Source organism: Serratia sp. CY76391 (genome assembly GCF_052166695.1).
Classification (GTDB): Bacteria; Pseudomonadota; Gammaproteobacteria; order Enterobacterales; family Enterobacteriaceae; genus Serratia; species Serratia nematodiphila.
In genome coordinates this window covers 190,963-214,187 of record NZ_JBJNOJ010000006.1, presented here as the reverse complement: position 1 = coordinate 214,187, position 23,225 = coordinate 190,963, and the positions used below count along the sequence as shown (strand labels likewise).

Genomic DNA, 23,225 nt, shown 5'->3' with positions numbered 1-23,225 from the left:
TTCGTTAACCTAAGGATAATCATGAACATGCAACCGCAATTGGCCCCCGTACAGCCGCTGCTATGCTGGCGCAAAGGCGTTTTTCATATCAGCACCGATCGGCAGTTATTGGATATCGAGGCGATCCAGCGTTTCCTCAGCCTGCCGGATCGGACGGCGGCGGAGCGCCTGGCGCGCCACGGCCTGTGCTTTGGCCTGTACCGCAAACGCCACCAGCTCGGCTTCGCCCGTATGGTGACCGATTACGCCACCTTCGCCTCGGTGAGCGAGCTGTTCGTCAGCGCCGAATACCGCGGCGTCGGGCTGGGAAGCTGGCTGACGCGCTGCTGCCTGGCGCATCCGGCATTGCGCGGCCTGCGCGTCACGCTGCCCGTGCTGCAAGCGCCCTGGCGCGCCGACTGCGCGGCGCACGCCCCGCGCGCCCTGCACTGATAAGGAGAACCCGATGTCTCGTTTGGTGCTGATTTCCAACAAACAGTGCGACGGCAAGGATCTGGCCTGCGCCGGCCGGACGCTGGCGGCCGACGCCGAACCGGGGCTGTGGCTCGGCTGGAACGGCGACGTGCAGAATTTCGCGCAGCGCCCGATCAGTTGCCGCCAACGCGCCGGTTACGATCAGGTGACCTTCCCGCTGTCGATCGAGGAGTTTCGCCGCCACTATCAGGGCTACTACCACGACGGCCTGTGGCCGGTGTTCCACAACCAGCCGGAGAAGGCGCACTTCACGCCGGAAAACTACCGCGCCTACCGGCAGCTGAACTGCCGTTTCGCCGATATCGCCTGCGAGCACCTGTGCCCGGGCGATATCGTCTGTATCGACGACTACCAGCTGCTGCCCTGCGCCCAGGCGTTGAAGGAGCAGGGGCTGCTGAATGCCTGCGCGTTCTTCTTCCACCTGCCGTTCCCGTCGGCGGCGCTGCTGCGGCGCATCCCGGAACATCGCCAGCTGATCGCTTCGCTGCTGTTCTACGATCTGATCGGCTTTACCACCACGGACGATCGCAACGCCTTTCTCAGCTGCCTGTCAGGCGAGTTCCCGCTGGAGATGCTGCCCGACGACCAGATCCAGGCCAACGGGCATATTTTCGCCACCGGCATTTTCCCCGCCGGCATCAACGCCAGGCAGGTTTACTGAACTCAGGCCGCCGCCCGCTGGCGCTCCAGTTCGCGCACCAGCGGGATCACCTCGCGGCCGAAGAACGCCACCTCTTCCTGGAAGTGCAGGAACGCCAACAGCATCAGATCCACCCCGGCGTCTTTCAGCGCGATGATGCGCTCGGCGATCTGCTGCGGCGTGCCGATCAGGTTGGTTTTAAAGCCGTCGTTGTACTGCACCAGATCCTCAAACGAGGATTTGGCCCAGTTGCCCTCACCCTCCGGCGAAGCCGCCCCGGCGTTCTTCACCTCGTGGCCGAAGCCCTGCACCGCCTCCGGGTTGGCGTGATCGATAATCTCCTGCAGCACCGCCTGCGCTTCCTGCTCGGTATCGCGGGCAATGACGAAGCCGTTCACCCCCACCTTGACCCGGTGCTGGTTGGCCCTGGCCTTGGTCTGCAGATCGTCCACCTGCTGGCGAATGCCCTCCACGCTGTTGCCGTTGGTGAAGTACCAGTCCGAGACTCGCGCCGCCATATCGCGCGCCGCCCGCGAGCTGCCGCCCTGGAAGATCTCCGGCAGCGGATCCAGCGGCTTGGGCTTCAGCGAGTAGTCGCGATAGCGATAAAAATCGCCGGCGAAGCTGAAGCTCGGCTCGGCCCAGATGCCGCGCAGACAGCGGATAAACTCTTCCGAGCGCAGGTAGCGCTCTTCGTGATCCAGCCACGGCTCGCCGATGGCCTTGAACTCGCCGCGGAACCAGCCGCTGACGATATTGACCGCGATGCGCGCGTTGGAAAGATGGCTGATGGTGGCGATCTGCTTGGCCGCCAGCGTGGGGTTCCACGGCCCCGGCAGCAGCGCGGCGATCACCTTCAGCTTCTCGGTGGAATCCAGCAGCGCCTGCGAAAATGACACCGACTCGTGCTGGTTGTCGGCACCGTAACCGGCGGTGAAACGGATCTGGGTGAGCGCGTAGTCGAAACCGGCGCGCTCGGCAATCTGCGCCAGCTTGCGGTTGTAGCCGATGTCCCAACCGGTGCGCTGCGGGATGTTGCTGATCACCAGACCGCCGGAGACGTTCGGCACCCAGTAGGCGAACTGAATAGGCTGCTGCGAGTGGTTTGCTGCTGACATGCTTCTCTCCCTCTGCTCGTTGGCGCCGCGATGCGGCACGCATATAACCATTATCGATTTACAAATATTGAAAACCTTGTTTTGGTTATAAATCCGATAGCAGAATGCGTGCCAACCGCCGCGTTAAGGCATCTGGCTGATAAACCGAGGGTTTAAAGCCGGCGGGTTAAAGCGGGTGCTGCATTGGCAACAGCGGCTGGCGGGCGGCTGTTGGTTATGCAGCAAACCGCTCACCCCGCCAATCCAACCGTTCACCCGGCAGATCTGACCGCTGAGCGAAATACGCCTGTCTTCCCCCCTTACCCCCGGCGATGATGAGCTGTTCCTAAACCCGCCTTACCTCGGGAAAGACGCTACGGCTCACCGCGCCACTCTGACATCTCTTACAAGCGGATGAGTTCATTCATATTTTGCAGACTGGAATTAAGGATACCTCATGAAACGAGAGGGGATTTTAAAGCACATTCCGTGGATGCTGCTGGGGATACTCGGCGCAGCCTGCCTCGGCGTGGTGGCGCTGCGCCGCGGCGAACACATCAGCGCGCTGTGGATCGTCGTCGCTTCGGTGGCGGTGTATCTGGTGGCCTACCGCTACTACAGCCTGTACATCGCCACCAAGGTGATGAAGTTGGATGCCGGCCGCGCCACCCCGGCGGTGGTCAATAACGACGGCCTCAACTACGTGCCAACCAACAAGAACGTGCTGTTCGGCCACCACTTCGCCGCCATCGCCGGCGCCGGGCCGCTGGTGGGGCCGGTGCTGGCCGCGCAGGTCGGCTACCTGCCCGGCACGCTGTGGCTGCTGGGCGGCGTGGTGCTGGCGGGGGCGGTGCAGGACTTTATGGTGCTGTTCATCTCCTCGCGCCGCAACGGCGCCTCGCTCGGTGAGATCATCAAAAAAGAGATGGGGCCGATACCGGGCACCATCGCGCTGTTCGGCTGCTTCCTGATCATGATCATCATCCTGGCGGTGCTGGCGCTGATCGTGGTGAAAGCGCTGGCGGAAAGCCCGTGGGGCGTGTTCACCGTCTGCTCCACCGTGCCGATCGCGCTGTTTATGGGCATCTACATGCGCTACCTGCGCCCCGGCCGCGTGGGTGAAGTGTCAATCATCGGCATCGTGCTGCTGGTGGCCGCCATCTGGTTCGGCGGCGTGGTGGCGCACGACCCGTACTGGGGCCCGGCGCTGACCTTTAAAGACACCACCATCACCTTCACGCTGATCGGCTACGCCTTTGTCTCCGCCCTGCTGCCGGTGTGGCTGATCCTGGCGCCGCGCGACTACCTGGCCACCTTCCTGAAAATCGGCGTGATCGTCGGGCTGGCGATCGGCATCGTGATCCTCAACCCCGAGCTGAAAATGCCGGCGGTCACCCAGTTCGTCGACGGCACCGGCCCGGTGTGGAAAGGCACCCTGTTCCCATTCCTGTTCATCACCATCGCCTGCGGCGCGGTCTCCGGCTTCCATGCGCTGATCGCCTCCGGCACCACGCCGAAGCTGCTGGCCAATGAGACCGACGCGCGCTTTATCGGCTACGGCGCGATGCTGATGGAGTCCTTCGTCGCCATCATGGCGCTGGTGGCGGCTTCCATCATCGAGCCGGGCCTGTACTTCGCCATGAACACCCCGCCGGCGGCGCTGGGCATCACCATGCCGGATCTGCACCGCCTGGGCACCGAAGACGCGCCGATGATCATGGCTTCGCTGAAGGACGTCACCGTGCACGCGGCGGCGGCGGTCAGCTCCTGGGGCTTCGTCATCAGCCCGGAACAGATCCTGCAGACCGCCACCGACATCGGCGAACCTTCGGTGCTGAACCGCGCCGGCGGCGCACCAACGCTGGCGGTGGGCATCGCCCACGTGTTCCACCAGATCATTCCGGGCGCCAACATGGGCTTCTGGTATCACTTCGGCATTCTGTTCGAGGCGCTGTTCATCCTGACCGCGCTGGACGCCGGCACCCGCTCCGGCCGCTTTATGCTGCAGGATCTGCTGGGCAACTTCGTGCCGTTCCTGAAGAAAACCGACTCGCTGGTGGCCGGCATCGTCGGCACCGCCGGCTGCGTCGGGCTGTGGGGCTACCTGCTGTATCAGGGCGTGGTGGATCCGCTCGGCGGCGTGAAGAGCCTGTGGCCGCTGTTCGGCATCTCCAACCAGATGCTGGCTGCCGTAGCGCTGGTGCTGGGCACCGTGGTGCTGATTAAGATGAAGCGCACCCAATACATCTGGGTGACCGTGCTGCCGGCGGTGTGGCTGCTGATCTGCACCACCTACGCGCTGGGCCTGAAGCTGTTCAGCGACAACCCACAGCTGGAAGGCTTCTTCTTCCTGGCCGGCGAGTACAAACGCAAAATCGCCGAAGGCGGCGCCGAGCTGAGCGCCCAGCAGATCGCCAACATGAACCACATCGTGGTGAACAACTACACCAACGCCGGGCTGAGCATTCTGTTCCTGCTGGTGGTGTACAGCATCATCTTCTACGGGGTGAAAACCGCGATGGCGGCGCACAAGAACCCGAAACGCACCGACCAGGAAACGCCTTACGTGCCGGTGCCGCAGGCCGCGCCCGCCGACGGCGTAACTGAGGGGGAGGTCAAAGTTTCGACCCAGCATTGATGTGATTTAACGGATACCCTGCATAATGAAATCAGTTATGCAGTACCGACATGAAAGCTAACCGGTACCCAAAGGATTTCGGGCCGCAGCAAGGCGGCAAGTGAGCGACAAATCGGTAGGGAACCGATTTGAACAGCGTTTACGCTGGCCCAAAGGGTGAGCCTCAGGGATGAGGCTCATTAATCCCCAGGAGCTTACTCAAGTAAGTGACTGGGGTTCGGGAGTGCAGCCAACACCGCTGCGGTTCGAAAGACGAAGGGTAAGCAGGGTATTTGGGAGTAAGAAACTATGTTCGGAAATCTCGGCCAGGCGGGGAAGTACCTCGGGCAGGCGGCGCGCATGTTGGTGGGCGTGCCTGACTACGATACCTACGTCCAGCACATGAAAGACAACCACCCGGACAAGCCGGTGATGACCTATAAAGAATTTTTCCGCGAGCGCCAGCAAGCGCGCTACGGCGGCGACGGCAAAGGCGGCATGCGCTGCTGTTAACCCGCAGTCACAAGGATCCGTATGAAACCCATTGCAGTCACCATCCTGACCGGCTTTTTGGGCGCCGGCAAAACCACCCTGCTGCGCCACATCCTGAACGCCGAACACGGCTATAAAATCGCGGTCATCGAGAACGAGTTCGGCGAAGTGCCGATCGACGACGCGCTGATCGGCGATCGCGCCAGCCGCATCACCACGTTAAGCAACGGCTGCATCTGCTGCAGCAAGTCCAACGAACTGGCAGACGCGCTGCTGGATCTGCTGGACGGCGTCGACAGCGGCCAGCTGGCGTTCGATCGGCTGATCATCGAATGCACCGGCATGGCCGATCCCGGCCCGATTACCCAGACCTTTTTCTCGCACGAGATCCTGTGCGAGCGCTTTCTGCTGGACGGCATCATCACCCTGGTGGACGCAGCGCACGCCGAGCAGCAGCTGAGCCAGTTCAGCATCGCCCAGGCGCAGGTGGGCTACGCCGACCGCCTCCTGCTGACCAAAACCGACGTGGCGCCGGACTGCGAGGCGCTGATCCAGCGGCTGCAGCGGATGAACGCCCGCGCAGCGGTCTACCAAGTGACGCACGGCGACATCGATCTGAGCGTGCTGTTCGACATCGAAGGCTTTACGCTGAACGACAAACTCAACCTGACGCCACCCGCCCCGCTGTTCCGCCGCATCCCGCAGCCGCAGAGCGACATCCGCTCGATCGTGGTGACGCTGGAGCGCCCGCTGCCGCTGATGCAAATCTCCGAGGTGATGGAAGGCCTGCTGCTGGAATACGCCGACAACCTGCTGCGCTACAAAGGCATTCTGTCTATCGAAGACGAGCCGCGCCGCCTGCTGTTCCAGGGCGTGCAGCGGCTGTATAACGCCGACTGGGATCGGGAGTGGCTGCCGGAGGAAGAGCGCAAGAGCACGTTGGTGTTTATCGGCGTGGATCTGCCGGAGGAGGAGATTCGGGGCAGGATTGGGGGGTTGGGGTAAGATAAACCATTCCCCAGGCCAACGCGGCCCCTATCCGGCAAACTCAAGGATGAACGATGGCAAACAACGTGATGATAGTAGGATTAAAGGCGCTTAACCTGTGCGCGAGCGCCTATATCGTCATCAAACTGAGCACGGTGTTAGCCATCGGCATCATGTTTCTTATTGTCTCTTACGCCGGCGTGGAGGACGTTGGGCTGTCCAATCTCCTCGCCGGGGCGCTCATCATCCTGCCGCTGTTGGCCGTCGTCGGTGGCACACTTATCGTCTGCGCCGTCGCCGCCTATCTCAACCTAATGGCACCCTATCGTAAAAAAGCGCTGTTCTTTAGCCTGCTGTTGGGCAGCATCTCTGCGGTTGGCCTGCTGTTGCCCTACACGCGCGAGTTCGCGCTATCCACGGCACTTGCCAGCGCCCTGGCATTGGGCAGCGCGCTGGGGATTTTTACTTTGTCGAAGAGGCGGGTTCAAGCGTTGTAGCGCCTGAAAAAGACGGGTACGCGATTATGCCTTTCCCCAATACGGCCCCGCCGCCACCGACTCGCGCTCGATCAGGCTGGCCGGGAAGCTGGGGCGCTTGCTCAGCTCGCCGCCGTCCAGCATCGACAGCAGGCGGTTGATGGTCTCCTGGATCATCTCGGTGACCGGCATCTTCATGCTCGACAGCGACGGCACGGTATAGGGCGCCAATGGGATGTCGTCGAAGCCGATGACCGATACCGCCTCCGGCACCGCCACGCCACGCTCCGCCAGCCGCTTCATCGCGCCGATGGCCATTTCGTCGTTGCCGGCGACGATGGCGCTGAACGGTTGCCCGCCGGCCAGCAGCGTATCAACCGCCGCCACGCCGCTTTGCGCGTGCCATTTCCCTTCGACGATCAGCGCCTCGTTAACCGCGATGCCCTGCTGCGCCAGCGCGGATTTATAGCCGGAAAGCCGCTCCAGCCCGGTAGGGGAATCGAGCGAGCCGGTGATAAAGGCGATGTCGCGATGGCCGCGCGCGATCAGGTGCGCCACCGCCGCCGCGCCGGCGGCGTGCTGATCGCTGAAGATGCAGTAGCTGTCGTTCAACCGCAGCCGCCGGTTGATCACCAGAATCGGCTGGCGGTGTTGGGAGACGATCTCGTCCATTTCCGCGATCGACAGAAAACGCGGGTAGATGATCACCCCGTCGCAGCGCAGATCCAGCAAAAACTGAATGGCGGCCCGCTCCTCTTCGGCGGTGTGCTTGCCGTCCGCCAGGATCAGTTGGCGGCCGTTCGCCTCCATGATGCGCGCCGACTGCGCCATCAGTTCGCTGAAATAGTTGCCGCTGTAGAGGGTGTTGGTGACCACCAGGCCGAGGGTTTGGGTGGTGTTGGTCGCCAGGCTGCGCGCCAGCAGATTGGGCCGATAGCCGGTTTCCGCGATGGCTTTATCCACCAACGCGCGTTTCTCCTCGCTGACATAGCCGCTGCCGGACAAAACGCGCGACACCGTCGCCTTTGAAACGCCGGCCTTTTTCGCCACCTCGAGTATCGTTGCCATCTGTGCGCCGCCAAAATCCATGGGTTCAGCGCAGTCTACCCAAGACGCCCGGCGTTTGGAACGTTTTCACGCCCCTGCACAGCGGTATGCGCTTACCCCTGACGATCCAGATCACGAAAACGCAACGCCAAAAACCATAGTTCTTGCCAACAACAAAACACAAATACATGATTTTGTGAAACCGGTTTCTTGTGGGCGTTTCATACGGATGGAACGACGGATCGCCCAGGCAGTAAATATTCGCCTTTGGGCTATCCGAATTGCTATCTGAGAGACGACACGCCATGCCGAAGAACTACGCAGAGATCTCGCACGCCATCGTGGCCGCCCTGGGCGGCACGGGCAATATCGAGGCCGTGACCCACTGCATGACCCGCCTGAGATTCGTGGTGAAAGACAAAGCGCGGATCGACACGCCGGCGCTGAAGGCCATCGACGGCGTGCTGGGCGTGGTGCACAGCGGCGAGCAGTGCCAGGTGATCATCGGCAACGAGGTGGCCAAGGCCTATCAGGCGGTGCTGGCGCTCGGCATGCCGGGCGCGGCGGCCCCCGCCGCCCCGGTAAAACGCCGGCTCACCCTGAAGGGCATCGGCGCCGGCATTCTCGACGCGCTGGTGGGCACCATGTCGCCCCTGATCCCCGCCATCATCGGCGGCTCGATGGTGAAGCTGCTGGCGATGATCCTGGATATGGCCGGGGTATTCGAGAAAGGCTCCTCGACCCTCGTCATCCTCAATGTGATCGGCGACGGCGCGTTCTTCTTCCTGCCGGTGATGGTCGCCGCCTCGGCGGCGCTGAAGTTCAAAACCAACATGTCATTGGCGATCGCCATCGCCGGGGTGCTGGTGCATCCCAACTTTATCGATCTGATGGCCAAGGCGGCGCAGGGCCAGGCGGTGGAATTCGCCTTCATCCCGGTGACGGCGGTGAAATACACCTACACGGTGATCCCGGCGCTGGTGATGACCTGGATCCTGTCGCACATCGAACGCGGGGTGGATCGCATCACCCCGGCGGTGACCAAGAACTTCCTCAAGCCGATGCTGATCGTGCTGATCGCCGCGCCGATCGCCATTCTGCTTATCGGGCCGCTCGGCATCTGGATCGGCAGCGGCATCTCTGCGCTGGTGTACACCGTGCACGGCTACCTGGGCTGGCTTTCCGTGGCTATTATGGGGGCGATTTGGCCGCTGCTGGTGATCACCGGCATGCATCGGGTATTTACCCCGACCATCATCCAGACCATCGCCGAGACCGGCAAAGAGGGCATGGTGATGCCTTCGGAGATCGGCGCCAACCTGTCGCTCGGCGGCGCTTCGCTGGCGGTGGCGCTGAAAACCAAGAACCGCGAGCTGCGCCAGACCGCGCTGGCCGCCGCCGCTTCCGCCATCGTGGCGGGGATTTCCGAACCGGCGCTGTACGGCGTGGCGGTGCGCCTGAAGCGGCCGCTGATCGCCAGCCTGATCAGCGGCTTCGTCTGCGGCGCGGTCGCCGGCATCGGCGGGCTGGCCAGCCATTCGATGGCCTCGCCCGGGCTGTTCACCAGCGTGCAGTTCTTCGATCCGGCCAACCCAATGAGCATCGTGTGGGTGGTGGCGGTGATGGCGCTCTCGGTGGTGCTGTCGTTCGCGCTCACGCTGATGCTGGGCTTCGAGGATCTGCCGGAAAACGCCGCCGCGCCCGGCCAAACCGCACCGGCGGCGAACGCCGCCAGCGCAACGCATTGAGACACCAGAGGATTGCATGTCCGATTCAACATTCCCTAAAGGATTTTTATGGGGCGGCGCTTTGGCCGCCAACCAGGCGGAAGGCGGCTATCGCGAGGGCGGCAAAGGGCTGACCACCGTCGATATGCTCCCGCACGGCGCCAACCGCATGGCGGTCAAACTCGGGCTGGAGAAGCGCTTTAGCCTGCGCGACGACGAGTTTTACCCCAGCCACGACGCCATCGATTTCTACCACCGCTACCGCGACGACATCGCGCTGATGGCGGAGATGGGCTTTACCGTGTTCCGCACCTCCATCGCCTGGAGCCGGATTTACCCCAACGGCGACGAGCTGACGCCCAACCCCGAAGGCATCGCCTTCTACCGCAGCCTGTTCGAAGAGTGCCGCCAATACGGCATCGAGCCGCTGGTGACCCTGTGCCATTTCGACGTGCCGATGCACCTGGTGACCGAATACGGCTCCTGGCGCAGCCGCAAGATGGTGGAGTTTTTCACCCGCTACGCCCGCACCTGCTTCGAAGCCTTCGACGGACTGGTTAAATACTGGCTGACCTTCAACGAGATCAACATCCTGCTGCACAGCCCGTTCTCCGGCGCCGGGCTGGTGTTTGAAACGGACGAAAACCCCGAACAGGTGAAATACCAGGCCGCGCACCACGAACTGGTGGCCAGCGCGCTGGCGACGCGCATCGCCCACGAAGTGAACCCCGCCAACCAGGTGGGCTGCATGCTGGCCGGCGGCAACTTCTACCCGTGGTCCAGCAAGCCGGAAGACGTGTGGGCCGCGCTGGAGAAAGACCGCGAGAACCTGTTCTTTATCGACGTGCAGGCGCGCGGCGCTTATCCCTCCTACGCCGCCCGCGTATTCCGTGAGAAAGACGTCAGCATCGTCATGGAACCGGAAGACGCCGACATCCTGAAACACACCGTCGACTTCGTCTCCTTCAGCTACTACGCCTCGCGCTGCGCCTCCACCGACATGAACGACAACAACAGCAGCGCCGCCAACGTGGTGAAATCGCTGGCGAACCCGCACCTGCCGCGCAGCGACTGGGGCTGGGGCATCGATCCGCTGGGGCTGCGCATCACCATGAACATGATGTACGACCGCTACCAAAAACCGCTGTTCCTGGTGGAAAACGGCCTGGGCGCACACGACGAGTTCAATGCAGCAGGCGAGATAGAAGACGACTACCGCATCAGCTACCTGCGCGAACACATCCGCGCCATGGCCGACGCCATCGCCGACGGCGTGCCGGTGCTGGGTTACACCACCTGGGGCTGCATCGACCTGGTGGCCGCCTCGACCGGCGAAATGAGCAAGCGCTACGGCTTTGTCTACGTCGACCGCGACGACCAGGGCAACGGCACCCTCGCCCGCACCCGCAAGAAATCGTTCTGGTGGTATAAGAAAGTGATCGCCAGCAATGGGGGGGATTTGGGGTAGGTTTGGGCAGGGGGTTAGCGTGGGGTGCGGAGGGCTTCCAACCTAAGTTGATTGCCTTCCTGCTGTACAGCGAATTCGGCGACGAATTCACGCGTAGAGGGAAACTCACCCGCCTGCTGTTTCTTGATGGAGACCAGCTTCGCGGAGAAATGGTATTGCTGCCCCGGCGTAAATACGTAGCCCTCATCAGGGACGCACTGATTGGGGGCGATATCCCGCAGCGGCTTGAAGAATTTGAATGTGCGGTTCTGCGCCTCATCCAATCGGTAAATCGAGATACCCGCGAGCTTTTCGTCTCCCTGCGGCTGAACGGTGATGCATACTTTGCCCTCACGCAAGCCGGCGGTAGCGGGATAGTCTACGGGGATACGATCGCCTATCGACGGACAGCCGGCGAGCAGGAAGGGGAATGCGAGGGGGAAGATCCGTTTCATTTTGTCTCTGCGTTATCTGCTGCCCTGTGTGTTATTTTCAATTTCGTAAACACCATTGAGCTTTGTCACTTTGAAGTGAGCAATAAAGGCCCTGCCGGAAACATCCTGCAGGTTTCTGCGCTTCTCAATCGGCACAAAATTTAGCCTCATGCTGTAGGTATGATTTTCCTGAAACGGGTAATCGTTCTGCGTAACGCAAATGCCCTTTTTAAGATCCTGATTCCCCACCTCAATCAATTTCTCATCAGCATCACCACTGAGATAGAGCGTATCTGGCCTTTCGTTTTCCTTTGGTGAAGGATAGATACAGATGTCGCCATTCTCTTTAGCATGGGCGGCGATAGGGATATCCGGCGCATAGCGCTGATCGAGACGATCGACGGTGCAGGCGCTCAGTAATGCTGCACCGAAATTGATAAGCAAGAAATTAGCTTTCATCATATTCTATTATTTATAAATCTTAATGAAAAATATTATCCATGAATGGATGACTGATAATTCAATACAAAGATGATATGCCGAATTGCGAGGTACATCCCAATCATAAAAGCAAATAAACTGTAATTCCATACAGCTTATTTTTTCCTTTTACTGATAACGCTATAGTTTTTCCGCTGCGGCAAAATCCGCAGCCGGAGTTAGCGTTCCGAATCTGACATACTACCGCTGTATTATGTAATAATGCAGCAGCTTTAGTTCACTCCAAATAATGGTGGCTCAGGCGGGGGCTTCGCAAGAAGCGCCGGTTCGTATGTCCCGGTGACGCTAACCCCGTCTGGGCTACCACCCGAGTTTAGCGTCTCTGGTGATAGTCATTAGCTAATGACATACGGAGATGCACCCATGACAAAGGTTCCCACGACAGAATCCGTTACAAGTACCCTCACTCTCTACCGCCAACTGTTTAACCGCCTCGATCTCAGCGCTTTTAACCCTTCAGAACTTTTAGACCTGGCCGCCCTCTCCGCCGAACAGGCGGAAGATTTGTGCCACGGCCTGATGCTGTTTGGCCAGTTACTACAAAAGCACCCACAGCTGGATGCCGAAGGCTGGGAGCAGCTGAATCGCTATCTCAACGCCACAGCGCATCTGGTTCCTGCGCTATGTAACCTGTATGGACGTGCGCTGCGGGAGATGGAAGGTGTAGAACGATGAACTGTAGTGGCAGTGCTGGCTTTTGACCAGCACTGCTACACTAACCTCATTGTCTACATCCAGACCTGAAGGAAATTTACTGGATATTTATCCATACACCTTTTAACTGGGTATACTGAGTGATAAGCTATCACTAAGTCGTTCCACATTTGGAAAATGTTATTATGCAAGAGTTCCAAGAGTATGCCAGAAAGCTGCGTGTCGAAGCAGAACATCAGCAACAAACCAGACAAGAGCAAGACAAAGCTCTGGTCGAGAAACTGGTAGAAATTTATGATCAAAAAGCCATAGCTGAGCTTTTGCGTGAGGTCAGCGGGAGCTACGAGTGGACTCGTGAGTCACTCAATCGTTGGCTGAAGGGGAAAACCCCACAAAAAGTTTTGACAGAGGAAGAGTTCAAGTTACTTAGATCGATGTTGCCGGAACCTTCCCGGTTTCACCCCAACTACAAATTCCGTTTTATCGATCTGTTTGCTGGTATCGGTGGCATTCGCAAAGGTTTTGAAGACATCGGTGGGCAGTGCGTGTTTACCAGTGAATGGAACAAAGAAGCAGTTCGTACCTACAAAGCGAACTGGTACTGCGATCCTGAACATCACAAATTTAATTCAGATATACGTGAAATAACTCTTAGCGAAGATAATGATGTCTCCGTTCAGGATGCATATAAAAATATAGATAAAGAAATTCCTGATCACGATGTCTTACTCGCAGGCTTCCCCTGCCAGCCATTCTCCCTTGCAGGGGTATCCAAGAAGAATTCACTTGGCCGTGCTCACGGTTTCGAGTGTGAGACTCAGGGTACATTGTTTTTTGATGTTGCACGGATCATTGCTGCAAAAAAACCCGCAATCTTTCTTCTAGAAAACGTTAAAAATCTTAAAAGCCATGATAAAGGAAAAACATTTAAAATTATCATGGAGACGTTAGATGAATTAGGTTATGAAGTTGCTGATGCTCAGGCTTCAGGCCCTGGCGATCCTAAAATCATCGATGGAAAAAACTTCTTGCCTCAACATCGTGAACGTATTGTGTTAGTGGGATTCCGCCGCGATCTCAATATTCATAGTGGTTTTACATTGAACGACTTAAATCGTTTCTTCCCAGAGAATCGCCCATCTTTCGGTGAGTTATTAATAGATAACCCACCTGAAAAATATATTCTTACGGAGCATCTATGGAAGTATTTGTATAACTACGCAAAAAAACATCAGGCTAAAGGAAATGGATTTGGTTTTGGCTTAGTCGATCCGAAAAATAAGACAAGTATTGCCAGAACGCTCTCGGCACGCTATCACAAAGACGGTTCAGAAATTCTCATCGACAGGGGTTGGGACATGAAGCTTGGTGAAACAAATTTCTCAGATCCCAAAAACCAGGCTAACAGACCACGCCGTTTAATGCCTAAAGAGTGCGCCAGAATTATGGGTTTTGAAAAACCTGATGGCGAATCATTCCGCATCCCGGTTTCAGATACTCAGGCATACCGGCAATTCGGTAACTCAGTCATTGTTCCCGCTTTTGCAGCCGTTGCTAAGTTGCTTGAACCTTACATTGTTTCTGCCGTTGAAAAAGATAACAGTAAAGCTGCTTAAGGTGAAAAATGGCTGATGTGCATACCCCCGCAGTCAGAAGTAAAAATATGCGGGCCATACGCAATCAAAATACAGCCATTGAGAAAAAGCTATCCCAGCTTCTGGACGAAGCGGGGATAGCTTACCGTACTCAAGCTACGGACCTGCCAGGTAAACCTGATTTTGTTATCGATGCATATAAAGCAGTCATCTTTGTTCATGGATGCTTCTGGCATCAACATGATTGCTATCTGTTCAAGATACCAGCTACAAGAACAGATTTTTGGCTAAAAAAAATTGATTCAAATGTGAAACGAGATAATAAAGTAACGGAATTATTATCAGAGCAAGGATGGCGCGAGTTGATTATATGGGAGTGCGCCATGAAAGGACGGCTCAAGCTTTCAACCAGCGCACTGTCAGAAAGAATTGAAGAATGGTTATGCGCAAGTGAGCACCACGCCTGTATCGATACTAAAGGCATTCATCATCTAAATGACTAGTTCACTAACCTTCCATTCCGCATAGGGAAAACCCAGCCAAAATCAAAAATATCATCTTCTATCATCGACATCTATCTTACAAAATGGATAATAGTCCCATGATAGTTATTTATGTATCGATGAGAGGCGTTAAGTGTCGAACTTTCAAAATTGGCTAAATGAAAAGTCATCAAATGATTGGTATATTCACATAAAACGGCTTTCTGCAAACGATACAGGTGCTACCGGCGGCCATCAGTCAGGTGTTTACCTACCGAAGAACGCAGCAAATTTTTTGTTTCCTTCAATTAACAGAATCGATGAAGAGAATCCCTCTGTAGAACTTATCGCTAAAACACTTTCCCATAATGTGAGCGATACTCAGGTTAGAGCTGTCTATTATAACAGCAAACCGAGAACTCTTAACCCCAAGGGCAGGAATGAAACACGAATTACCTGCTGGGGTGGTAAAAAAAGTCCACTTCAAAACCAGAAAAATACAGGTGCATTAGCTATATTCTGCTTCTCTGCATCCGATAACCTAAAAGACTGTGATCTTGTCGAAGTATGGGTATGCAGCTCCATTGATGAAGAAGACTTAGTTGAAACAATTATTGGAGAAGTACTTCCTGGAACCGCATTATCAGGGTTATCGACACAACTTCTCGGCGGTTTCGCTATCGATGATACAAACTGGAAATCTCGGAATTATGAAATACCCGAGCACTGGAAAGTCACATTCCCTAGTGGAAGCGAGATCATTGAATACTTACCAAAAATATTTAAATTCAAGGGTGAAACTCCTGACAAACTTCTGTTAGAGAGAAGAGAAAAAGAATACGATCTCTTCCGTCAGGTCGAAGAGCTCCATGTTCTTGACAAAGTTAAAGAGGGATTTGATTCTGTTGAAGATTTCATCAAGCTCGCAAACTCAGTAAGCAATCGCCGTAAATCTCGCTCAGGAAAGTCTCTTGAGATGCACCTAGAGAAAATTTTCGTCGCAAACGGATTGGTAAAATTCACAACACAGAGTGTCACAGAAGGAAAGAAGAAGCCTGATTTTCTTTTCCCTTCAGAAATAGATTATCACAATCCTGCTTACCCAGCTGAAAAATTAAGAATGCTTGCTGTAAAAACGACTTGTAAAGATCGCTGGAGACAAGCACTTAATGAAGCAGATCGCATTGATAAAATACACTTATTTACCCTGCAGGAAGGCGTTTCAATCAATCAATTTAAAGAAATGAAAGATGCAGGTGTTACATTAGTAGTGCCAAAGCCATTACATGATAAATATCCTAGAGAAATAAGGGGTGAATTAATTTCATTATACGACTTTATTGAGGAAACTAAAATAGAAGGTGGAGAGTGATTTTTATGCTCTCATGAACGGTACTATAGATTTCACAGATGGTAATACTATGACTAAAGGAACGATTCGCTTTCGCGCTTCATGTATAAAAACATTGTCTGCCGTAGAAGCAAGGCCAGAAAGGTCAAATCAACATGAATTTAATGGTGTAAAAGAGCTAAAATCGCTATTTGGTTTAACTGGATTTAGCAAAGATGCCATATTTTCAATTCGAGGTGATGATATAAAATGCACAGCTAATATAACATGGTACGATGCCAGAGAGGCGCACCCAACGCGTTCAGAATATCGTCTTTATTTCAATGACAATATTGTTATGCAAATGGCGGAGGAAGGAGATGACATAGTTCTAGGCTTCGACTCTACTGAGAACATACATATAATATTAATAAAGAGAGGAGTATTAAAAGATGACAATATAAAAGGATGGAGAATTGTCTAATGTAAAACCACATACAGCCACAATTAAAAAATAAGAAGCTCATTGTAATGATGGGCTACCTTTTTCATATAAATCACATCAACATCTATTCTTTCATGAAAAAGATAATTACTCCCAACGTGTCATTAAATAATCCACCCGCTATTTTATCAGTTATTATTTTAGACTTACTCCATATAAAAGGTTAAATATAAAATCAACATCATTCTAACCAGAAAGATGTTGCATTCATCAAGAGTAAAATTAAACTCACTGATACCTAGAGCACACTTCTCAGCGTCTAAAACCACTGAGTCATAAACATATATATATTCATAAAAATCGGTATCCTCCTGGTTCTATATATTGATATTTAATCATTATTTACTGTATCGATCTCATTGAAATACATGCAAGATTTACCCTCTACGATCTTACTTTTTACTTGATAGAGATTGAGTCTATCACACTATTTTCAGTCAGATAGAAAAGAGGAAAAAGAACGAATAAATATTTTCTCACAACGGTAAATTTGCATTTTTTATAGGATTTTCAGGGCAAAAAGAAATGAAATTCATTATCATGACGATATTCTATTTTGCTATAAAATTAAAACCTAATTCTATTTCAATACAACCTCTTCACCCCGTTTCCATACAATAAACCTAGCCTCATAAGGATGCAAAGGTGTACTGACAATAACACTGTATCCTTCACCAGGGATAAAGTCATACTCACCAATGCCGGGAACACACTTCCCCGGTTCCAATGCAACAGGCGTGTTTGCATATGAATTTTCATAGACATAATTATCATTGCCATATTTCCATATAGCTACTTTCAGAATGGACTCTTCTCTTTCCATGTCATTCTTATCGACAAAAACGCAGATCTTGCTGCCGACGGCCGTTGCTTTTGCCGGGCGTAAATTAACTTTATCCCCCATAGGACAACCAGAGATAAAAAGAGGAATAAAGAGTAAGAGGAGTTTTTTCATTGTGGGAGTCCTGTGCTTCCTATTACAGGTTATAAATTCTATAGAATTAATAAATTGCTCTCATGATAATCTTTAGTTAAAAAATCTCATTGCAATCTAATCGGGCTTCAGCATCATGCTTTCATCTTTCTTCCACACAACAAAACTGGTCCGATAAGAGTTCAGCGGTGTTCTTACCAACACGGTGTATCCTTCATCAGCGATAAAACTAAACTCACCGATACCTGGAACACACTTGTTGGCCTCCAACGCTACCGGATTGTAGGCATATGACTTTTCATAAACATAGTCATCCCCTCCCTGTCTCCAGATGGCGATATTCAGTATGGATTCATTTTTTACGATATCATTCTCATTAAAAAAGACGCAGACTTTACCGTCTACGATCTTACTTTGTACTTGATAGAGGTTAAACTTGTCACCCGTTGGGCAACCCGAGATAAAAAGAGGAAGAAGAAGGAATAAATATTTTCTCATAGCGGCAGCCCTGCGCTTCTGATTATGGGTTGAAATTGTGACAATGTCCGTCTGTCCACTATCCCGATGAGTTTCCTGTTTGGCAAGCGGAAAAAGGTATTCGCCCCATATCTCTTGAGAATGAAATAGTCCGCAATTATCGATGCCTGCTGTTCCATGCTGTAGTGGCGCAGCAAAGGTTGATCAAGCCGATATTGATAGCTCACCGCCCAACTGAGAAGCCCACGGGTACGCACCCACATGCCTTTTTGATGCTGCCAAACATGTGCCATCTCGTGGATAAACAGGTGCTGTGCCAAATGATGCACCGTAAAATCAGGTCGGTATAAAGCTCTGCGAAAGTACAACTCCCCATTCGGGCTCATCGCCGTGTACTGATTCTGCAGCCCAAACGGCAGGTAGCTGTCGCAGTGAACCAACACGCTCTGATAGAAAATGGTGCTGCCAAACACCGAACGCGCCAGATTGACTTCGCCCGGCGTTAACGCCCGCGTGCTCCCTTCCTGTTGTGGCTCCATCCTGGAACTCCTTGATCCGAAAGAGTCCAATGAAACGCCATTTTAGCCTTTAAGGTCAATCAGATAGGCCTTAGGAAAGCATCAGGAAGATCCGGTTTTTACTGAAATGGGAAATACGTCAATACAGAGTAAAGTGGATAGGTAATTGCAGCGGGCAGATTCCAGGCACAAAAAAACCACCTCTCGGTGGCTTCTTGTTCGCGCGGTACTTAATGGTGCCGAAGGCCGGACTCGAACCGGCACGTATCTCTACGGTTGATTTTGAATCAACTGCGTCTACCGATTTCGCCACTTCGGCACTGAAGTAGTATGCGGAAAACGGGTGCATTATACCTTCCCGCGATCGTCACGCAACACTTATCCGTTGTTCAATGAGTTAAGTGTCGAAAAAAGCGCCGCCGCGCACGTTTGTTCGCCCTTTCTCGCCGCCCCGTCTCTCCCGCCTTCACAACCCCTGTGGCTTATCACATTAATTATCACAAGATGGTGTTACGCAGCGAAACCACAAAAAATAAAAAAACCAACGTTTAATCATAAAGTTATCATCTTAAAATCACCCAACCTCCACGCCGACATTTGTGATAACCGTCGCTTACTTGTTAACCGCGATGGTTGAAGATGTTGCTCCATAACAAAAAATAACAGCTTCGCGGCGCCCCTGCCCGCCGCCGGGGCCACAGGAGCGAACATGATCCCGTCCGAACGCCGCGATTACATCTATCGCTATGTGCACGAGTACCAGTTGGCGAGCATCAGCGCGCTGTCGGAGCTGATGAGCGTTTCCCACATGACGGTGCGGCGCGATATCCGCGTGCTGGAAGAGCAAGGCAAAGTGGTCAGCGTCAGCGGCGGCGTGCGCCTGAGCGAAGCGCTGCGCCAGGAGCTGGCCTATTGCGAGAAGGCGCAGCTGCACCATCGCCACAAGCGCGAGATCGGCAAATACGCCGCCGGGCTGGTGGAAGACGGCCAGGTGGTCTATCTGGACGCCGGCACCACCACCTTCGAGATCGCCCGCAGCCTGGCGGAGCGCTTCAATCTGACGGTGGTCACCAACGATTTCTCCATCATTCAGCACCTGATGAACCGCCCGCAGCTCAGTCTGTTCCACACCGGCGGCCTGGTGGATCAGCGCAACTACTCCTGCGTCGGCAACAGCGCCGCCATGCTGTTGCGCAGCCTGAACATCGACGTGGCCTTTATCAGCACCAGCTCGTGGGATCTGGAGCACGGCCTCTCCACGCCGCACGAGGAGAAGGTGCTGGTCAAGCAGGCGCTGTTAGAGGTCGCCCGCCGCCGGGTGCTGGTCTCAGACAGCAGCAAATACGGCAAATACGGCATGTTCCGCGTCTGTCCGCTGGAGGCGCTGAACGACATCATCTGCGACGCCGCGCTCCCGCCGGAAGCGCAGCAACAGCTGCGCGAGCGCGGGCTGCAACTGCACAGCGTTCAACTCTGATAACAACAACACTAGGGAAAGGAGCATCATATGAATATCGTCATCACCGGCGGCGCCGGTTTTCTCGGCCAGCGGCTGGCGAAAGCGCTGCTGCACGGCGGCTGCCCACTGGCCTTCGACAAGCTGATCCTGGCGGACATCACCCCGCCGCCTGCCCCGCTGCCGGATGCGCGCCTGCAGTGTCTGGCGCTCGATCTGTCGCAGCCCGGCGCGGCGGAGCGGCTGATCGACGCCGACTGCGGCGTGCTGTTCCATCTGGCGGCCATCGTCAGCAGCCATGCGGAGAGCGATTTCGATCTCGGCATGCAGGTCAATTTCGACGCTACCCGCCAATTGCTGGAAGCGGCACGCCGCCGCGCCCCGGGCATGAAGTTCATCTTCACCAGTTCATTGGCGGTGTTCGGCGGTGAGCTGCCGCCGGTGATCGACGATCGCTGCGCGGTCACCCCGCAATCCTCCTACGGCGCGCAGAAGGCGATGTGCGAGCTGCTGATCAACGACTATGCGCGCAAAGGCTTCGTCGATGGCCGCGTGCTGCGCCTGCCCACCATCAGCGTGCGGCCAGGCAAGCCAAACAAAGCAGCCTCGTCGTTCGCCAGCGGCATCATCCGCGAGCCGCTGCACGGCGAGCCGGCGGTGTGCCCGGTAGACGCCGAGCTGGCGCTGTGGCTCTCCAGCCCGGCGGCGGTGGTGCGCAACTTCATTCACGCCGCCACGCTGCCCGCGTCGGCGTTCGGCGCGCTGCGCACGCTCAACCTGCCCGGCATCAGCGTGCGCGTGCGGGAGATGCTGGAGGCGCTGCGCGCGGTGGCCGGTGACGCCGTCGCCGCGCGGGTGCGCTTCGAGCCGGACGCCGCCATCAACCGCATCGTCGCCGGCTGGCCGGGCGAATTCGATACCCGGCGGGCGCAGCAGTTGGGCTTCACCGCCGATGAAAGCTTCGAGCAGGCTATCCGCGCCTTTATCCGCGACGACATGCCGCAGGGCGGGAGCTGATCATGACGATGTATACCCCAATCATCGGGCTGGCGGTGGCGGTGTTCGCGCTGATCTTCCTGGTGTTGCGCACCCGCGTGCATGCGCTGATCGCCATGCTGATCGCCGCCTCCATCGCCGGCATAACCGGCGGCATGGGCGCCGCGCAAACCGTCGACGCCATCACCAAAGGGTTCGGCTCCACGCTCGGCAGCATCGGCATCGTCATCGGGCTGGGGGTGATGATGGGCCGGGTGCTGGAAGTCTCCGGCGCCGCCGAGCAGATCGCCTACAGCTTTATCAAATGGCTGGGCAAAAAGCGCGAAGAGTGGGCGCTGGCCATCACCGGTTATATCGTCAGCATCCCGATCTTCGTCGATTCGGCGTTCGTCATCCTCTACCCGCTGGTCAAGGCGCTGGCGAAAAAGGGCAAGCGCAACCTGCTGACGCTCGGCGTCGCGCTGGCGGGCGGGCTGATCCTCACTCACCACGCGGTGCCGCCGACGCCGGGGCCGCTGGGCGTGGCGGGCATCTTCGGCGTGGATATCGGCGCCATGATGCTGGCCGGGCTGGTGCTGGCCATCCCCTGCGTGATCGGCATCGTGCTGTATGCACGCTGGCTGGGGGCGCGCTACCCGGACTTTACGCCGCAGGAAGAGGAAGCGCCGCAGGATCTGCGCGCCGCGCATCAGCAGTATCTGGCGGAAAAAGAAGGCAAGGCGCTGCCGAGCCTGGCGCTGTCGCTGCTGCCGATCCTGACGCCGATCGGGCTGATCTTCGTCAATGCGGTCAACCACATGCTGGCCAAGCGCGAGGGCCTGGGCTGGCTGGCGGAAAGCCTGTGGGGCCAGAGCTTCGCGTTTCTCGGCTCGCCGATGATCGCGCTGGCGATCAGCGTGCTGTTGGCGGTGTACACCCTGATGCCGCACGCCGATAAGCACGACACGCTGGAGCGGCTGGAGGAAGGCCTGCAAACCGCCGGCATCATCCTGCTGGTCACCGGCGCCGGCGGCGCGCTGGGGGCGGTATTGCGCGAGAGCGGCGCCGGCACGCAGCTGGCGGAGCACGTCGCCGGGCTGCCGATCTCGCCGGTGCTGATCCCGTTCGTCATCGCCACGCTGGTGCGGGTGATCCAGGGTTCCGGCACGGTGGCGATGATCACCGCCGCGTCGATCTCGGCGCCGATCGTCAGCCTGCTGCCCGGCGTCAATATGCTGGCGGCGGCGCAGGCGGCCACCATGGGCGCGCTGTTCTTCAGCTACTTCAACGACAGCATGTTCTGGGTGGTCAACCGCATGATGGGCATCAAGGATGTGCGCCAGCAGATGATGGTGTGGTCGGTACCCACTACTATCGCCTGGGCCATCAGCCTGGGCGGCGTCATACTGCTGGACTGGCTGCTGTAACGCCGCGGCAGAAACGGCAAGGGCGCGATCCTGACGGAATCGCGCCCTTTTTCTTTTCCTCTCGCTCGTTGCGCCGCTTTCATAACAAAAGCGCAAAACCGATCACAATTTCACCAATAGATGATTTTAAAGCCATATGAAAGAGAATAAGGTGAGTAAATAAAATCAAATGAAAATAAAAGAAGGATAAACACAATGAATGAAACAACCAGACGCATGGCCAGGTTGATCGATCTGAGCGCAGTGCAGGCCACCAATACCGAGGAAGACGTGCGCCACTGCGCCGCGCTGGCCGGCCACTATCGCATCATCTCGGTGCACGTGCTGCCGTGCTGGACGCGTTTCCTCAGCACTTTGCTGCCGGAGCGCGGCCAGGCAGACGTGATGATTGGCGGGCCGGTCGGTTTTCCCGGTGGTGGGCAAACCACCGATCTCAAGGTGCAGGAGGTGCGCCAGCTGATCGCCGAGGGCGCGCGCGAGGTCGATATGGTGGTGAACATCGGTAAGGTGCTGTCGGGGGATTACGACTACGTGCGCGAAGATCTGCACCGGGTAGTCGAGGCCGCCGCGCCGGTGCCGGCCAAAGTCATTCTGGAGACGCACTATCTGAACGAGCAACAAATCCGTCGGGTGTGCGACATCGCCGTCGAAGTCGGCATGGCCTGGGTGAAAACCTCCACCGGCTGGGCACCGACCGGCGCTACGGTAGAGAAAGTGGCGATCATCGCCGATCAGTTGCGTGGCCGCATCCAGATCAAAGGGGCCGGCGGTATTCGCGATCTGGACACGGTGCGCGCGCTGTATCGGCTGGGCGTACGCCGCTTTGGCATGAGCGCGGCGGCCACCCAGCGCGTGCTGGAGCAGCTCGAACAGGATCCAGGCCTGTTTCCGGAACTGAACGATAACTAATCTTGCGCGATCCCAGCGCACGCT

General features: G+C 56.0%; 24 protein-coding genes and 1 tRNA gene. 17 read left to right on the top strand and 8 right to left on the bottom strand.

All coding sequences use genetic code 11. The features are described 5' to 3' along the window. Positions 1–21: 21 nt before the first annotated feature. Positions 22–432, top strand: a complete 411-nt coding sequence (locus ACJ8PN_RS11835) for a GNAT family N-acetyltransferase (protein WP_049239727.1) — start codon at positions 22–24, stop codon at positions 430–432. A 13-nt stretch (positions 433–445) separates the two neighbouring features. Continuing rightward, entirely contained in the window at positions 446–1,135 is a 690-nt protein-coding gene (locus ACJ8PN_RS11830; protein ID WP_016929237.1) for a trehalose-6-phosphate synthase, read from the top strand. A 2-nt stretch (positions 1,136–1,137) separates the two neighbouring features. Here the strand turns inward: ACJ8PN_RS11830 and sfnG are convergent, their stop codons facing one another. Further along, the gene (sfnG, locus tag ACJ8PN_RS11825) at positions 1,138–2,232 is read right to left on the bottom strand and encodes a dimethylsulfone monooxygenase SfnG (RefSeq protein WP_004933309.1); all 1,095 of its coding nucleotides are present in this window, start codon (positions 2,230–2,232) and stop codon (positions 1,138–1,140) included. Between the two features lie 436 nt (positions 2,233–2,668). Here sfnG and ACJ8PN_RS11820 point away from each other — a divergent pair, with 436 nt between their 5' ends. From ACJ8PN_RS11820 to ACJ8PN_RS11805, 4 genes are all read left to right on the top strand, one after another. Next, positions 2,669–4,849 carry a carbon starvation CstA family protein gene (locus ACJ8PN_RS11820; RefSeq protein ID WP_033648584.1) on the top strand — a complete coding sequence of 727 codons (2,181 nt, stop codon included), beginning with the start codon at positions 2,669–2,671 and terminating at the stop codon, positions 4,847–4,849. A gap of 288 nt (positions 4,850–5,137) precedes the next feature. Continuing rightward, positions 5,138–5,341, top strand: a complete 204-nt coding sequence (locus ACJ8PN_RS11815) for a YbdD/YjiX family protein (RefSeq protein WP_004953088.1) — start codon at positions 5,138–5,140, stop codon at positions 5,339–5,341. Positions 5,342–5,362: 21 nt separating this feature from the next. Then, complete coding sequence (yjiA, locus tag ACJ8PN_RS11810) at positions 5,363–6,325, top strand: GTPase (RefSeq protein WP_437189400.1); 963 nt, start codon at positions 5,363–5,365, stop codon at positions 6,323–6,325. Between the two features lie 56 nt (positions 6,326–6,381). After that, complete coding sequence (locus ACJ8PN_RS11805; protein WP_442534961.1) at positions 6,382–6,804, top strand: hypothetical protein; 423 nt, start codon at positions 6,382–6,384, stop codon at positions 6,802–6,804. A gap of 24 nt (positions 6,805–6,828) precedes the next feature. On the opposite strand, the gene ACJ8PN_RS11800 is transcribed toward ACJ8PN_RS11805, so the two are convergent. Next, complete coding sequence (locus ACJ8PN_RS11800; protein ID WP_171453248.1) at positions 6,829–7,851, bottom strand: LacI family DNA-binding transcriptional regulator; 1,023 nt, start codon at positions 7,849–7,851, stop codon at positions 6,829–6,831. Positions 7,852–8,135: 284 nt separating this feature from the next. On the opposite strand from ACJ8PN_RS11800, the gene ascF reads away from it, so the two are divergent. Both ascF and ACJ8PN_RS11790 read left to right on the top strand, forming a co-directional pair. Then, positions 8,136–9,578 carry a PTS cellobiose/arbutin/salicin transporter subunit IIBC gene (ascF, locus tag ACJ8PN_RS11795; protein WP_171453247.1) on the top strand — a complete coding sequence of 481 codons (1,443 nt, stop codon included), beginning with the start codon at positions 8,136–8,138 and terminating at the stop codon, positions 9,576–9,578. Between the two features lie 16 nt (positions 9,579–9,594). After that, a complete protein-coding gene (locus ACJ8PN_RS11790) occupies positions 9,595–11,025 on the top strand; it encodes a 6-phospho-beta-glucosidase (RefSeq protein ID WP_351107538.1) in 1,431 nt (476 codons plus the stop codon). A gap of 14 nt (positions 11,026–11,039) precedes the next feature. On the opposite strand, the gene ACJ8PN_RS11785 is transcribed toward ACJ8PN_RS11790, so the two are convergent. Both ACJ8PN_RS11785 and ACJ8PN_RS11780 read right to left on the bottom strand, forming a co-directional pair. Next, positions 11,040–11,459: a putative T6SS immunity periplasmic lipoprotein gene (locus tag ACJ8PN_RS11785; RefSeq protein WP_351110263.1), complete on the bottom strand. Its 420-nt coding sequence runs from the start codon at positions 11,457–11,459 to the stop codon at positions 11,040–11,042. Between the two features lie 12 nt (positions 11,460–11,471). Continuing rightward, entirely contained in the window at positions 11,472–11,897 is a 426-nt protein-coding gene (locus ACJ8PN_RS11780; RefSeq protein ID WP_351110275.1) for a putative T6SS immunity periplasmic lipoprotein, read from the bottom strand. A 405-nt stretch (positions 11,898–12,302) separates the two neighbouring features. Between ACJ8PN_RS11780 and ACJ8PN_RS11775 the strand changes: the two genes are divergently transcribed. The 5 genes from ACJ8PN_RS11775 (at position 12,303) to ACJ8PN_RS11755 (ending at position 16,484) form a co-directional block, all read left to right on the top strand. Continuing rightward, entirely contained in the window at positions 12,303–12,614 is a 312-nt protein-coding gene (locus ACJ8PN_RS11775) for a hypothetical protein (protein ID WP_351110265.1), read from the top strand. Between the two features lie 164 nt (positions 12,615–12,778). After that, positions 12,779–14,209, top strand: a complete 1,431-nt coding sequence (locus ACJ8PN_RS11770) for a DNA cytosine methyltransferase (protein WP_351110267.1) — start codon at positions 12,779–12,781, stop codon at positions 14,207–14,209. An 8-nt stretch (positions 14,210–14,217) separates the two neighbouring features. Beyond that, the gene (locus ACJ8PN_RS11765; protein ID WP_351110269.1) at positions 14,218–14,691 is read left to right on the top strand and encodes a very short patch repair endonuclease; all 474 of its coding nucleotides are present in this window, start codon (positions 14,218–14,220) and stop codon (positions 14,689–14,691) included. 133 nt (positions 14,692–14,824) lie between these two features. After that, positions 14,825–16,042 carry a type II restriction endonuclease gene (locus ACJ8PN_RS11760; protein WP_351110271.1) on the top strand — a complete coding sequence of 406 codons (1,218 nt, stop codon included), beginning with the start codon at positions 14,825–14,827 and terminating at the stop codon, positions 16,040–16,042. A 49-nt stretch (positions 16,043–16,091) separates the two neighbouring features. Continuing rightward, positions 16,092–16,484, top strand: a complete 393-nt coding sequence (locus ACJ8PN_RS11755; protein WP_351110273.1) for a type II restriction endonuclease — start codon at positions 16,092–16,094, stop codon at positions 16,482–16,484. Positions 16,485–17,085: 601 nt separating this feature from the next. Here the strand turns inward: ACJ8PN_RS11755 and ACJ8PN_RS11750 are convergent. From ACJ8PN_RS11750 to ACJ8PN_RS11735, 4 genes are all read right to left on the bottom strand, one after another. Then, positions 17,086–17,460 (bottom strand): putative T6SS immunity periplasmic lipoprotein, encoded by a 375-nt coding sequence (locus ACJ8PN_RS11750; RefSeq protein ID WP_351108915.1) that lies wholly within the window; start codon positions 17,458–17,460, stop codon positions 17,086–17,088. A 96-nt stretch (positions 17,461–17,556) separates the two neighbouring features. Beyond that, the gene (locus tag ACJ8PN_RS11745; protein WP_351108912.1) at positions 17,557–17,937 is read right to left on the bottom strand and encodes a putative T6SS immunity periplasmic lipoprotein; all 381 of its coding nucleotides are present in this window, start codon (positions 17,935–17,937) and stop codon (positions 17,557–17,559) included. Further along, positions 17,934–18,455 (bottom strand): type IV secretion protein Rhs, encoded by a 522-nt coding sequence (locus ACJ8PN_RS11740; RefSeq protein WP_351108909.1) that lies wholly within the window; start codon positions 18,453–18,455, stop codon positions 17,934–17,936. Before ACJ8PN_RS11740 ends, ACJ8PN_RS11745 begins: the two co-directional genes overlap by 4 nt. A gap of 213 nt (positions 18,456–18,668) precedes the next feature. Continuing rightward, a tRNA-Leu gene (locus ACJ8PN_RS11735) sits at positions 18,669–18,753 on the bottom strand. 390 nt (positions 18,754–19,143) lie between these two features. Between ACJ8PN_RS11735 and ACJ8PN_RS11730 the strand changes: the two genes are divergently transcribed. The 4 genes from ACJ8PN_RS11730 (at position 19,144) to deoC (ending at position 23,201) form a co-directional block, all read left to right on the top strand. Next, positions 19,144–19,911: a DeoR/GlpR family DNA-binding transcription regulator gene (locus tag ACJ8PN_RS11730; protein WP_351108906.1), complete on the top strand. Its 768-nt coding sequence runs from the start codon at positions 19,144–19,146 to the stop codon at positions 19,909–19,911. Between the two features lie 30 nt (positions 19,912–19,941). Further along, positions 19,942–20,907, top strand: a complete 966-nt coding sequence (denD, locus tag ACJ8PN_RS11725) for a D-erythronate dehydrogenase (RefSeq protein ID WP_437189414.1) — start codon at positions 19,942–19,944, stop codon at positions 20,905–20,907. After that, positions 20,907–22,292 carry a GntP family permease gene (locus ACJ8PN_RS11720; RefSeq protein WP_411261138.1) on the top strand — a complete coding sequence of 462 codons (1,386 nt, stop codon included), beginning with the start codon at positions 20,907–20,909 and terminating at the stop codon, positions 22,290–22,292. Before denD ends, ACJ8PN_RS11720 begins: the two co-directional genes overlap by 1 nt. A gap of 195 nt (positions 22,293–22,487) precedes the next feature. Continuing rightward, a complete protein-coding gene (deoC, locus tag ACJ8PN_RS11715) occupies positions 22,488–23,201 on the top strand; it encodes a deoxyribose-phosphate aldolase (protein WP_434093392.1) in 714 nt (237 codons plus the stop codon). Positions 23,202–23,225 lie beyond the last annotated feature (24 nt).